Source organism: Halorubellus litoreus (assembly GCF_055378595.1).
In genome coordinates, this window is record NZ_AP043836.1 from 2,579,468 (window position 1) to 2,591,428 (window position 11,961).

Annotated in this window: 12 protein-coding genes; 9 read left to right on the plus strand and 3 right to left on the minus strand. The window is 68.6% G+C overall.

The annotated features are described in order from the left end of the window. Nucleotides 1-325 precede the first annotated feature (325 nt). The 4 genes from ACZ48X_RS17080 (at nucleotide 326) to ACZ48X_RS17095 (ending at nucleotide 4,692) form a co-directional block, all read left to right on the plus strand. Nucleotides 326-844, plus strand: coding sequence for a YqaA family protein (locus tag ACZ48X_RS17080; RefSeq protein ID WP_336349651.1), 519 nt, complete (start codon nucleotides 326-328; stop codon nucleotides 842-844). A gap of 138 nt (nucleotides 845-982) precedes the next feature. Continuing rightward, the gene (locus tag ACZ48X_RS17085; RefSeq protein ID WP_336348557.1) at nucleotides 983-1,657 is read left to right on the plus strand and encodes a LiaF transmembrane domain-containing protein; all 675 of its coding nucleotides are present in this window, start codon (nucleotides 983-985) and stop codon (nucleotides 1,655-1,657) included. A gap of 352 nt (nucleotides 1,658-2,009) precedes the next feature. Continuing rightward, complete coding sequence (gene metG / locus ACZ48X_RS17090) at nucleotides 2,010-4,175, plus strand: methionine--tRNA ligase (protein ID WP_336348556.1); 2,166 nt, start codon at nucleotides 2,010-2,012, stop codon at nucleotides 4,173-4,175. A gap of 85 nt (nucleotides 4,176-4,260) precedes the next feature. Further along, the gene (locus tag ACZ48X_RS17095) at nucleotides 4,261-4,692 is read left to right on the plus strand and encodes a universal stress protein (RefSeq protein WP_336348555.1); all 432 of its coding nucleotides are present in this window, start codon (nucleotides 4,261-4,263) and stop codon (nucleotides 4,690-4,692) included. A gap of 31 nt (nucleotides 4,693-4,723) precedes the next feature. Here ACZ48X_RS17095 and ACZ48X_RS17100 read toward each other — a convergent pair whose 3' ends face one another. Continuing rightward, the gene (locus tag ACZ48X_RS17100; protein WP_336348554.1) at nucleotides 4,724-5,950 is read right to left on the minus strand and encodes an FAD-dependent oxidoreductase; all 1,227 of its coding nucleotides are present in this window, start codon (nucleotides 5,948-5,950) and stop codon (nucleotides 4,724-4,726) included. A 117-nt stretch (nucleotides 5,951-6,067) separates the two neighbouring features. On the opposite strand from ACZ48X_RS17100, the gene pyk reads away from it, so the two are divergent. From pyk to ACZ48X_RS17125, 5 genes are all read left to right on the plus strand, one after another. Next, complete coding sequence (pyk, locus tag ACZ48X_RS17105) at nucleotides 6,068-7,828, plus strand: pyruvate kinase (protein WP_336348553.1); 1,761 nt, start codon at nucleotides 6,068-6,070, stop codon at nucleotides 7,826-7,828. Nucleotides 7,829-7,948: 120 nt separating this feature from the next. Continuing rightward, nucleotides 7,949-8,272: a DUF7312 domain-containing protein gene (locus tag ACZ48X_RS17110; RefSeq protein ID WP_336348552.1), complete on the plus strand. Its 324-nt coding sequence runs from the start codon at nucleotides 7,949-7,951 to the stop codon at nucleotides 8,270-8,272. Nucleotides 8,273-8,336: 64 nt separating this feature from the next. Beyond that, complete coding sequence (locus ACZ48X_RS17115; RefSeq protein WP_336348551.1) at nucleotides 8,337-9,017, plus strand: NfeD family protein; 681 nt, start codon at nucleotides 8,337-8,339, stop codon at nucleotides 9,015-9,017. A gap of 69 nt (nucleotides 9,018-9,086) precedes the next feature. After that, nucleotides 9,087-10,247, plus strand: coding sequence for an SPFH domain-containing protein (locus ACZ48X_RS17120; protein WP_336348550.1), 1,161 nt, complete (start codon nucleotides 9,087-9,089; stop codon nucleotides 10,245-10,247). A gap of 76 nt (nucleotides 10,248-10,323) precedes the next feature. Continuing rightward, nucleotides 10,324-10,944, plus strand: a complete 621-nt coding sequence (locus ACZ48X_RS17125) for a winged helix-turn-helix transcriptional regulator (protein WP_336348549.1) — start codon at nucleotides 10,324-10,326, stop codon at nucleotides 10,942-10,944. 59 nt (nucleotides 10,945-11,003) lie between these two features. Here ACZ48X_RS17125 and ACZ48X_RS17130 read toward each other — a convergent pair whose 3' ends face one another. Beyond that, nucleotides 11,004-11,453, minus strand: coding sequence for an HTH domain-containing protein (locus ACZ48X_RS17130; RefSeq protein ID WP_336348548.1), 450 nt, complete (start codon nucleotides 11,451-11,453; stop codon nucleotides 11,004-11,006). Nucleotides 11,454-11,713: 260 nt separating this feature from the next. Then, on the minus strand, nucleotides 11,714-11,953 hold the full coding sequence (locus tag ACZ48X_RS17135) for a DUF7123 family protein (RefSeq protein ID WP_227131592.1): 240 nt from the start codon (nucleotides 11,951-11,953) through the stop codon (nucleotides 11,714-11,716). Nucleotides 11,954-11,961 lie beyond the last annotated feature (8 nt).

Genomic DNA, 11,961 nt, shown 5'->3' on the forward strand with positions numbered 1-11,961 from the left:
GAGGACAAGGCTTAGGTTTCGTGCCGGCTGACGGTCGAGACAAGTCGTGGTAGACCCCGCGCTTGCAGTCGCCGACGCGTCGATTCACGCCGCTCGCACCCTCCATGCGATTCCGTCGATAGCGTCGCTGCCGGCGAGCGCCGCGGGCACGGGCGTCGAGGCGCTGGCCGAGACGGCAGCGAACGCGGGGGGTTCGCCCGGCGTGGACGCGGTCGGGTCGGTCGGGTCGGACGCGTTCGGGTCCCTGGGTGGTCAGGAGGGGACGACGAACGCGACGAACGCGACGACCGCAGGCTCGAACTCGGACGGAGACGGTTCGGGTGGCTTGCTCGACTTCCACTGGCTGAAGGTGCTCGTGGAGACGGCGACGGGCTGGGCGGGTCTCGGTATCATCGCGGTGTACTCCTTCCTCATCGCGTTCGTCCTTCCGCTGCCGAGCGAGGTCGTGCTCGCGGCACCGCTCCAGCTCGGCGTCGGGTACTGGGGCGAGCTCTCCGCGATCATCCTCGTGAGCGGGCTCGGGAAGGCCGCCGGGAGCGTGTTCGCGTTCCACCTCGGGCAGGAGGCCAAGGAGTCGGGGCCGATCATCTCGTTCCTCCGTCGGTCGCGGTTCGACGTCGTGGAGTGGAGCGAGAACAAGACCGTCGAGATCGCCCGCAAGTACGGGTACGTCGGACTGGCGATGGCGCTGTGCGTGCCGGGGTTCCCGGACACGCTCTCCATCTACGCGTTCTCGGTGCTCGAGGAGGATTACGTGAAGTTCGCGCTCGCGACGTTCGTCGGTAGCGCCGGCCGCCTGGTGCTGTGGGCGGCCGGTGCGGAAGCGATTCTCGCGGTCATCTGACGGTCGGCGCGTCGTCCGACTGCAGTTCGCCCGGTCCGCTCGTCGGTTCTTCGTGCGCTCGAGTGGCTGCCGGGTATCGATTCTCGCGGGCTGGTGACCGCGAGCGCGCTTTATATTCGTTGTCGTCGTATATCTAGCATGAACCTCCGCGTAACCAACCGGTCAGTCCTCGGTGGCGTCGTCGTCGTCCTCGGTGTCCTCCTGCTCCTCGGGACCACAGGGATGTTCGAGACCGAGTCGCTCGTGCAGTTCGTGCCGTCGCTGTTCGTCCTCGTCGGCGTCTACGCCGTCGTCCAGAGCGGGTTCCGGAACCTCACCGGGCCCGTCCTCCTGATACTCGTCGCGGGGAGCGTCCAGTTGCTCGTCCTCGACGTCGTCACGGACGCGTTCGCGGAGACGTACTGGCCCGTGCTCGTCGTGGTCGCCGGGCTCACCATCCTCCTCTCGCGGTCGCGTCGGTCCGATCCGACCGTGTTGAAGGAGGACCTCGACCTCGTCGCGGTCTTCGGTGGCGTCGAACGCCGGCCGGTCGGCGAACTGTTCCGGTCCGCGGACCTCGCGGTCGCGTTCGGCGGCGCGGAACTCGACCTCCGGGACGCCGCGAGCGCGAAGCCGAGCGAGGTGGACGCGCTCGTCGTGTTCGGCGGCGCCGAGGTGTACGTCCCCGAGGACTGGGTCGTCGAGGTGGACGCCCTCCCGCTGTTCGGTGCGGTCACCGACGAACGGCCGCGCGCACCGCTCGCGAAGGACGGGGAGACGCCCGACCTCGTCGTGACGGGCGCGGTCGCGTTCGGCGGCATCAGCATCAAGTAGTCCCGCGACGCGACCGCGCACCGCGCCTCGGCGTGGTAGCCGGTCGCACGCCACCGCATCGCTTTTGTTCGCGACCACGTTACGAGCGAGCGTGCAGGTCGTCGTCCCCACGAATCGCCGTATGCGCTCGCACCGATAGCGCCCGGTGGGGACGGCCGCGACGCCCCGTCATGGGGGCCGCGACCGCGGCCGCGAAACCCGGTCTCCCGTTCTCGCATCGCCAGTGAGCAGCTGCGGCCCGCTCGCGTCGCCAGCGATCAGCCGCGACCAGCGACGTGCAGTCGCGACCAGGGATCATGGATCCAGGCACGAACCGGCGGGTTTTAGGCCCGCACCGACCGGAGGAACAGGCATGAGCAGCGACGAGTATCCGACAGACGAGCCCGCGGTGGTGACGTGCGGGTTGCCGTACGCGAACGGCGACCTCCACATCGGTCACCTCCGAGGGTACACAGCCGCGGACGCGTATAATCGAGCGCTCCGCAAGCTCGGCCAGCAGACCGCGTACGTCTGCGGGAGCGACATGCACGGGACGCCCATCGCGGTGGGCGCCGAACAGGACGGCGTCGACCCCGAGGACTTCGCGATGGCGTACCACGAGCAGTACGAGGAGACGTTCCCGAAGTTCAACGTCGACTTCGACAACTACGGGCACACGCACGACGCGACGAACACCGAGCTGACGCGGGACATCGTCGCGACGCTGGAGGACGAGGGGTACGTCTACGAGAAGGAGATCAAGGTCGCGTGGGACCCCGAGGAGGACCAGCCGCTCCCGGACCGGTACGTCCGCGGGACGTGCCCGTACTGCGGGGAGACCGCGCGCGGTGACGAGTGCGACGACGGCTGCGGCCGCCACCTCGAGCCCGGCGAGATAGAGAACCCCCAGAGCACCATCACGGGGAACGCGGCAGAGTACCGCGACCGCGAGCACAAGTTCTTCGCGGTGAGCGAACTCTCCGAGTACCTCACCGAGTTCCTCGACGGCCTCGAAGGCACGAGTAACGCCCGCAACCAGCCCCGCGAGTGGATCGAGAACGGTCTCCAGGACTGGTGTATCACGCGCGACATGGACTGGGGTATCGACTACCCGGGCGCGGAGGACGAACTCGTGCTGTACGTGTGGGTGGACGCCCCCATCGAGTACATCTCGTCGACGAAGCAGTACACGGAGCGCGTCGGCGCGGACGCGTACGACTGGGAGCAGGTCTGGAAGCCCCAAGCCGAGGGCGAGGACGGGGAACCGGACGCTGGCGCTGGAGCGGCGGGGAACGGCGAGATCATCCACGTCATCGGCCGGGACATCATCCAGCATCACACCATCTTCTGGCCGGCGATGCTCGAGGTCGCGGGCTATACGGCTCCCCGAGCAGTGTGTGCGACCGGGTTCGTCACCATCAACGGGAAGGGCCTGTCGACGAGCCGGAATCGCGCAATCTGGGCCCACGAGTACCTCGACGAGGGCTTCCACCCGGACCTCCTGCGGTACTATCTGACGACGATGGGCGGGTTCCAGCAGGACCTCGACTTCTCCTGGGAGCGGTTCGCCGAGCGCGTGAACGGCGAGCTCGTCGGGACGGTCGGGAACTTCTTCTATCGGAGCCTGCTGTTCGCCGCGCGGAACTTCGACGGCACGCCCGCTGTCGACGTCAGCGACGACGTCGCGGCGCGCATCGACGAGGCCGTCGAGGAGTTCCAGGTGGCGGTGAACGAGTACGACCTCCGCGGGGCGAGCGAGGCGGGCGTCCGCCTGGCGCGGTTCGGGAACGAGTACATCCAGGGGCACGAACCCTGGAAGCTCGAGGACGGCGGCGACGAGCAAGCGAAGGTCATCCGGGACTGCGTGCAGGTCGCGAAGGCGGTCGCGGTCCTCATGGAGCCGTTCATGCCCGAGAAGGCCGAGCGCGCGTTCTCCCAGCTCGGCGCGGACGCGGACGTCCACGCGGTCACGCTCGACGCCGCCCACGAGTCACCGGGGGCGTTCGGCGAGCCCGACGAGCTCTTCGAGCAGGTCGAGGACGAGCGCGTCGAGGAGCTCGAGGCGAAACTCGCGGAGAAGGTCGCGGACGCCGAAGCGGACGGGCACGACGGCGACGACACCGACGACGCGGGGGACGCTGCCGCGACCGAGACCGAAAGCGACGACTCCGCCGAGGACGACAGTGAGAGCGTGAGCGACGACATCGAACCTCTCAGCGAGGACCGCATCAGTTTCGACGACTTCCAGACGATGGACTTGCGCGTCGGGCGCGTCGAGGCCGCCGAGGGCATCGAGGGCGCGGACAAGCTCGCGAAGCTCGACGTCGACCTGGGCGCGGAGACGCGCACCGTCGTCGCGGGCATCAAGCAACTCCACGACCTCGACGAGCTCCCGGGCACGAAGGTCGTGGTCGTGGCGAACATGGAGAAGAACGAGCTGTTCGGCGTCGAATCCAACGGGATGGTGCTCGCCGCGGGCGAGGACGCGGACCTCCTCACGACCCACGGCGACAGCGAGCCGGGTACGAAGGTCCGGTAGTCCCACGAGTCGCCTGGACGGATTCGGGGCGCCCGTTCGATAGTTCGACCCTGGTTTTTTGCGGCTCGTCGTCGTCTGTCGAGGCATGTACGACGTCGTACTCGTGGCGACCGACGGGAGCGATGGCGGCCATGAAGCGGTCGAGCGAGCGGTGTCGCTGGCGGCGGCGACGGACGCGACCGTGCACTGCCTGTACGTCGTCGACGTCGGCGTGTCGATGGCGGCGTCGGGCGTCGGGACCGTCGCCGAGGAGTTGACCGAGAGCCTGCAGACGATGGCGACTGCCGCGCTCGACGACGCGGAGGCGGTCGCCGAGGAGGCGGGCGTCGACCACGAGCGCGCGGTCGTCGAAGGACTGCCGTACGAGGTCATCGTGTCGTACGGCGAGGAGGTGGACGCGGACGTCGCTGTGGTCGGCGCGAGCGGACAGTCCGGGCTCGGGTCCCGGCTCCTCGGGAGCACGAGCGACCGCGTCGTCCACGAGTCGCCCGTGGACGTCCTCGTGGTACGCGAGTAGCGCCGAACGGTCGCGCGGTCCGCCGTCGCCGTCAGCGAGCGGCGTCGTAAAGGTTCGCGTCCGACGGGTTCCGGGCGTCGTACCGGTCGGCGAACGCGTCCAGGCGGTCGGGGTCGTCCGCGCCGGGGAGCGTGGCGTCGGCGGTCGTCGACGGCTCGTCGACGCCGAGGTGGTCGGCGACGAGGTCCGCGGTCGCTTCGGCCATCCGCCGGTACGTCGTGAGCTTCCCGCCGACGACGCTCGCGAGGTTCGCGACGCCGTCGTCGGCGTGGTCGAGCGCGAAGAACCCCCTCGAGATGCCGCGTCGGTCGGTGTCGGCCTCGTCGGGCGCGTACAGCGGGCGGACGCCCCACCAGGTGCGAGTCACCTCGGCGTCGGCGACGGCCGGTAGCATCGCCGCGCACTCCTCGACGCAGCGCGCTCGCTCCCAGTCGGCGCGCTCGTACTCGTCGGGGTCGTCGACGGGGACGCTCGTCGTCCCGAGCACGACCTCGTCGGCGTGCGGGAGCACGATGTCGCCGTCTTCGGGTTCCCGGCAGCGGTTCAGGACGGGGCCGAGCGCGCCGTGGTCGACGGCGACCATCGCACCGCGCGCGGGCGCCATCTCGACGTCGACGCCGGCCATCGCGGCGACGTCGCCCGCCCACGCGCCGGCGGCGTTCACGACGAACGCCGGCTCGAACGTCGCGTCCACGCGCCCGCCGATGGTCGCCGCGAGGACGCGACCGTCCTCGACGGTGAGGGCTTCCAGAGGCGCGTGCGGGTGGACGGTGCCGCCGTTCGCCTCGACGGCCGCGGCGTTCGCCGCGACGAGCCGCGAGGGATAGACGACGCCGTCGGGGACCGCCATCGCGCGCTCGACGTCCGGGGCGATGTCGGGTACGCGCTCGCGGACCGCCGCCGCGTCGAGGACGGTCGTGGGGATGCCGACGTCCTCGCAGGCCGCGCGCTTCGCGTCGAAGTACGCGGGGTCGTCGGCGGCGAGCTCGACGAACAGTCCACCGGTGTCGCGCACGCACTCGCCCGCTATCTCGCGGATGACGTGGTTCTCCTCGATACACTCCTCGGCGCCGACCGGGTCGGATTCGGCGTACCGCGCGCCGCTGTGCAGGAGGCCGTGCGAACGGCCGGACGTCCCACTCCCGAGGCCACCGCGATCGACGAGCGCGACGTCGATACCGCGGCGTGCGAGGTCGCGTGCGACGCCGGCGCCGGTCGCGCCGCCGCCGACGACGAGGACGGTCGGTGAACGCGTCATGCTCGAAGCAGGGGGCTGGAGCCTTACGAGGCCCCGGGTTCGGGCGACCGCGAACGAGACTACTCGAAACTTAGTTAATCGCGAAGGCTTTTGGACGGCGCCACAGAATCGGCAGGTATGCGAAGAGCCAAGATCGTCTGCACGCTCGGCCCGGCGTCGGCCGACCGGCGGACGATACGCGACCTCTGCGAGGCCGGCATGTCGGTCGCGCGCGTCAACTCCAGTCACGGCACGCTGGAGTCGCGCGCGGACATCGTCGAGACGGTCCGGTCGGTCGACGAGGAGACCGACGTCCCGCTCGCGACGATGGTCGACATGCAGGGCCCGGAAGTACGGACCGCGCCACTGGACGACCCCATCCACATCGAGGACGGCAGCGACGTCACGTTCGTCGAAGGCGACACCGCCACGCCCGACGTCGTCGGCCTCTCCTACGACCTCGACGGGCTGGCGGTCGGCGACAAGGTACTCCTCGACGACGGCCGCATCGAGACGACCGTCACGGGAGTCGACGCCGACGGCGTGCACGCGCACGTCGACGACGGCGGCGAGCTCGCGGGCCGGAAGGGCGTGAACACGCCCGGCGTCGACCTCGACCTCGACGTCGTCACCGAGAAGGACCGCGAGGACCTCCGACTGGCGGCCGAGCACGACGTCGACTTCGTCGCCGCGTCGTTCGTCCGCGACGCCGCGGACGTCCTCGAGGTCTCGCAGGTCCTAGAGGAGTTCGGCGCGGACATCCCCATCGTCGCGAAGATCGAACGCGCCGGCGCGGTCGACAACCTCGAGGAGATAATCGACACCGCGTACGGCATCATGGTCGCGCGCGGCGACCTCGGCGTGGAACTCCCGATGGAGGAGGTCCCGATGATACAGAAACGCATCATCCGCCGCTGCCAGAGCACGGGGACGCCCGTCATCACCGCCACGGAGATGCTGGACTCGATGGTGCACGAGCGCCGGCCGACGCGCGCCGAGGCGAGCGACGTCGCGAACGCCGTGCTCGACGGGACCGACGCCGTCATGCTCTCCGCGGAGACCGCCATCGGCGACCACCCCGTCGAGGTGGTGTCGGCGATGGACAGCATCATCCGGCAGGTCGAGGGCGACGCGGAGTACGACGAGACGAACGAACGCCGCGTCCCGGGCGCCGAGGAATCCAGGACCGACGCGCTCGCGCGGTCCGCACGCTACCTCGCGCGAGACCTCGGGGCGACCGCCATCGTCGCCGGAACCGAGTCCGGGTACACGGCGTTGAAGACCGCGAAGTACCGCCCGAACGTCCCCATCGTTGCGGCGACGACGACGGACGGTATCCGACGCCAGCTCGCGCTCTCCTGGGGCGTGCACGCCGAGTACGCACCGCTCGGCGTGAAGGGCGCGGACGACGTCATCGAGAACGCCGTGCAGGCGGCGCTCGACGCCGGCGTCGCGGAGAGCGGCGACACCGTCGTCGTCCTCTCCGGGATGATGACCGAGATAGAGGGGATGGGGACGACGAACGTCCTGAAGGTCCACATCGCCGCGGAGACGCTCGCAGCCGGTCGCGGCGTCGTCTCCGGGTACGGCGTCGGGCCGCTCCATCACGTCGACGACGGCGACCTCGCGGCCGTTCCGGCGGGCGCCATCGTCGCGCTCGACGCGGACTTCGACGACGAGTTCGACGGCGACGTCTCGAAGCTCGCGGGCATCGTCGACGCGCGCTCGGGGATGACGGGCTACCCTGCGATGGTCGCTCGAGAGGTCGGCATCCCGATGATAAGCGGCGCGCCGGTCGGCCGCGACTACGAGGGCGAGACGGTCACGCTCGACGCCGAACGCGGCGTCGTCTACGAGGGCGAGATACGCCGCGAGCGACGCGACCTCCCCGAGAGCTGACCGACGCGGAAGGCGACGACCGCCCGGGCCGCGACCGACGTGCGGGTGGATCGAATCGAGTGCTCGGGGGCGCGCAGGTGGACCCGTCGGCTTTTGCACCTCGGCGCGTAACTGTACACCATGACTGACGAGACCTCCTCGACCGACCGCGACGCCGACGCCTGGGGTGGCCCCCGGGAGGAGCGCGGCGACGGGTCGGTCGACGCGACCCGCGACCTGAACGAGCCCGTGCCGCCGGACGCGCCCGAGCGCGACGGCGTCGACGACGAGCTCCGGGAGGCGGTCGCGGACGACCTCGCGGACCTCGAGGACGACGAACCCGACTATCCGTCGGGCGACGACCCCATCGAGCCGCAGCGCGTGGACGTCGAGCACGCCGCGTTCGTCGTCCTCGGCGTCGTTTCGGTGCTCGCACTCGTCGCCGTGCTCGTGCTCAGCGTCTGACCGGCGAGAGCGCGTTCCACGGGAGCGCACAAGGTTTAATCGGCGTGCCTGCCAACGTCCGGGTATGGCTGACCCTCTGCTTGGAGTGGGATTACCGCTTTTGTTGGTACTCGCGGGTGCGGGACTGATGCTCGCCGAGGCGGTGATTCCGGGTGCGCAGTTCGTCGTCGTCGGCGTCGCGCTGTTCCTCGCGGGACTCGTCGGTATCCTCTTGGGTGGTGCGTTCACGAGCGTCGTCGCACTGAGCTTGATGACGGTCGCGTTCGGGGTGTTCGCGTACTTCGCGTTCCGCGAGATGGACCTCTACAATGGCCCGGACCGCGGGCAGACGACCGACTCGGACGACCTGTCGGGGGTCACGGCAATCGTCACGGAGAAGATCACGGCGCGTGGCGGTGCAGTGCGGCTCTCGGAGGGTGGTGGGTTCGACCCGAACTATCGGGCGCGCTCGGAGCACGGCGACATCGAGGAGGGCACCGAGGTCATCGTCACGGATCCCGGCGGTGGGAACGTCCTGACGGTGGAGTCTCTGGACGTCGTCCGGGAGGACAGCATCGACCGCGAGCTCGCTCGCGGTCGCGAGGAAGCGGCTCGGTCGAACGACGAATCGGAGGAGACGTCGCGTGAGGAAGCGGGTGACGAGGCGAGCGACGAACCGGAGTCGTCGTCGAGCGAGGGTGCGCGGTCGGAGTCGTCTCGCGACCGCGACGAGTCCGAGACGGAGACAGAGACGGAGCGCGCGTAGCCAGTATCAACCTCGTTTAGTTAGTGAACAAACAGGAAGGCTTTTTGCTCGTCCATCTAACGTCGAACTATGGTACTGATACCACTGCAGGGTGTCGGCGGCACGATAGTGCTGCTGCTCGTCGTCATCGTACTGGTCCTCGCGATCGCCGCGCTCGCCAGTTCCGTCCAGATCGTCAACGCGTACGAGAAGCGAGCGTACACCCGATTCGGGAAGTACCAGAAGCTCCTGGACCCGGGTGTCAACTTCGTCACGCCGTTCGTGTCGAAGACGTACACGTTCGACATGCGGACGGAGACGCTCGACGTCCCGCGCCAGGAGGCCATCACGCGCGACAACTCGCCCGTGACCGCGGACGCCGTCGTCTACATCAAGGTCATGGACGCGAAGAAGGCGTTCCTCGAGGTCGACGACTACAAGCGCGCCGTCTCGAACCTCGCGCAGACCACGCTCCGCGCCGTCATCGGCGACATGGAGCTCGACGACACGCTCAACAAGCGACAGGAGATCAACGCGCGCATCCGGAAGGAGCTCGACGAACCCACCGACGAGTGGGGTGTCCGCGTCGAGTCCGTCGAGGTCCGCGAGGTCAACCCCTCGAAGGACGTCCAGCAGGCGATGGAGCAGCAGACGTCCGCCGAGCGTCGTCGCCGTGCGATGATTCTCGAAGCGCAGGGTGAACGGCGCAGTGCGATCGAGGAAGCGCAGGGTGAGAAGCAGTCCAACATCATCCGCGCGCAAGGTGAGAAGCAGAGCCAGATCCTCGAGGCGCAGGGTGACGCGATCTCGACCGTACTCCGCGCGAAGTCCGCGGAGGCGATGGGCGAGCGCGCCATCATCGACAAGGGCCTCGAGAGCCTGGAGAACATCGGGCAGAGCGAGTCGACGACGTTCATCCTCCCGCAGGAGCTGTCGAGCATGCTCGGTCGCTACGGCAAGCACCTCACCGGGAGCGACGTGAAGACCGGCGACGGCGAGCTGGAGACGAAGGACTTCGACGAGGAGACTCGCGAGATCCTCGGACTCGACGACATCGACGAGATCCTCGGGCAGATCGAGGAGGAGAGCGAGCCCGACGTCGAAGCGATGGAGGAGCAGGCGCAAGCCATCAAGGAGGGCGAGGACACCGCGCAGATCTCCGACCCCGACGACGTCATCGCGGAGATGGAGGACGAGTTCAATCCCGCCGACGAGCAGATGGAGGGCGGGGACGACTCGAAGTCGAACTGACGGCGCGGTCGGCGCGACCGTCGGCTCCTCCAGGCGAAGCGGTTTTATTCTTCGGCGTGATACGTGCATCCGATAGATGACTGATCAGGATGGCGTCGACGAGCGCAAGCGCGCGACCCTCAAGCGGTTCGCTGCGCTCGGGGCGGCCAGTCCACTCGCGAAGTTCTCCGACGCGGATTCGGCGGCGGACGCCTCGGAGAGCGACGTTCGCGATGCCATCACGGGCTACCTGTCGACGACGCCGGGCGCGCACTTCTCGAAGGTCCGGGACGACCTCCAGTTGGGGACGGGCGAGACCCAGCATCACGTCCGCCAGCTCGTCGACGAGGGGCGAGTGACGGTGTACCGGGATGGTGATTACAAACGCCTGTATCCCGGTGGGCAGTTCTCGGAGTTCGAGATGACGGCACTCGGGTATCTGCGTCGGGAGACGCCGCGCGGGATGCTCGTGACGTTGCTCGCGGACCCGTCGGCGTCGGCGTCGGACCTGGCGACCGAGCTCGGGGTGTCGCGGCCGACGGTCAGCAAGTACGCGGGCGAGTTGGAGGCGGCGGGGTTGTTGTCGCGCGAGGACGGGTACGCTGTTGCGGCGCCGGAGACGGTGCTGATGCTCGTCGTCGGGTACGCGGACAGTTTCGACGAGCGCGCGGTCCAGTTGGCGCGCGACGCGGCGGACCTGGTGACGTTCGACGGCTGAGGCGGGTTCTCGCTGGCTGTCGTGATTCGTACACGGGTGAGCGACTGCTGTGGTTCGATTCAGGCTGCGATGGCGTCGAGGCTGCGGCCGTCGAGTGGGTCGTCGCCGTCCTGGATGGCGTCGAGGAAGTCCCGGGCGGTGACGTGGGTGCCGTCGTCGAGCGTGCAGGGGGCGGCGCCGACGAGTTCGCCGTCGCGTTCGAGCGTGAGGTAGACGACTGGGGTGTGGAGGACGTGCTGTTCGGCGTTCGTGACGGGGTTGGTTCGGGTGTGGATGCGGAACGGTGTGGTGGGGTCGACGTGTTCGGTTTCTGCCCAGTCGGTGAGGGTCTCGTAGAGGGTGACTGGTTCGCAGTCGCTGTCGAGGGCGACGGTGGTTGGCCATTCGGTGAACGTGCAGGCGTCGACGTTCCCGGTCGTGTCGAGCGTGCGTGCCGCGGCGACGATCTCGTCGAGTGGTTTGGAGATGGGCGTGTACGCTCTGTGGTACACCCGGAGGGTCGCGGTCATAACGAGTAATCTATAATCAACGTTCATCATAAACTGTTCGGTACGTGGCAACGTTTGGCACGATTCGGTGCGCTGAAATACGAACTCGAGAGTGCGAAGGACAGCGAAGACCCCGATGAAGGGGCGAAAACGAGTCGCAAGCGGGCGCGAGCGGCCCGGACGACCCCGTCGGGGTGTCACGGCCCGACGAGGTCACAGCGGATGACAGGTCGATGACGACAGGGGTCGAGGTCGTCGACCCGAACGGACGACCGACCGCCTCAGACGGTCACCTTCCACGTCGTCGACGAGGAGTACCCCCACTTCTCGACGTCCACGTCGAAGTCACCGCCGGCGATGGCGGTCATGTTCGTTCCCACCTCCTTCGCGGTCATGTCGAGGTCCTGCCCGATGAGGCGGGACTTGAAGTACGTCTTCATCTCCGCCTTCTCGCGGAGGTACTCGAGGATCCGGCATTGCTTGTCCGAGAGGTCGGTCGTCGCCGCGGCACTCGTGCTCATACCTCCAT

Coding starts and splice junctions, on each gene's coding strand:
- ACZ48X_RS17120 (WP_336348550.1), top strand. CDS start 9,087: ATGGTACTGATACCACTGCAGGGTGTCGGCGGCACGATAGTGCTGCTG.
- ACZ48X_RS17100 (WP_336348554.1), bottom strand. CDS start 5,950: ATGACGCGTTCACCGACCGTCCTCGTCGTCGGCGGCGGCGCGACCGGC.
- pyk (WP_336348553.1), top strand. CDS start 6,068: ATGCGAAGAGCCAAGATCGTCTGCACGCTCGGCCCGGCGTCGGCCGAC.
- ACZ48X_RS17085 (WP_336348557.1), top strand. CDS start 983: ATGAACCTCCGCGTAACCAACCGGTCAGTCCTCGGTGGCGTCGTCGTC.
- ACZ48X_RS17110 (WP_336348552.1), top strand. CDS start 7,949: ATGACTGACGAGACCTCCTCGACCGACCGCGACGCCGACGCCTGGGGT.
- ACZ48X_RS17115 (WP_336348551.1), top strand. CDS start 8,337: ATGGCTGACCCTCTGCTTGGAGTGGGATTACCGCTTTTGTTGGTACTC.
- metG (WP_336348556.1), top strand. CDS start 2,010: ATGAGCAGCGACGAGTATCCGACAGACGAGCCCGCGGTGGTGACGTGC.
- ACZ48X_RS17135 (WP_227131592.1), bottom strand. CDS start 11,953: ATGAGCACGAGTGCCGCGGCGACGACCGACCTCTCGGACAAGCAATGC.
- ACZ48X_RS17125 (WP_336348549.1), top strand. CDS start 10,324: ATGACTGATCAGGATGGCGTCGACGAGCGCAAGCGCGCGACCCTCAAG.
- ACZ48X_RS17095 (WP_336348555.1), top strand. CDS start 4,261: ATGTACGACGTCGTACTCGTGGCGACCGACGGGAGCGATGGCGGCCAT.
- ACZ48X_RS17130 (WP_336348548.1), bottom strand. CDS start 11,453: ATGACCGCGACCCTCCGGGTGTACCACAGAGCGTACACGCCCATCTCC.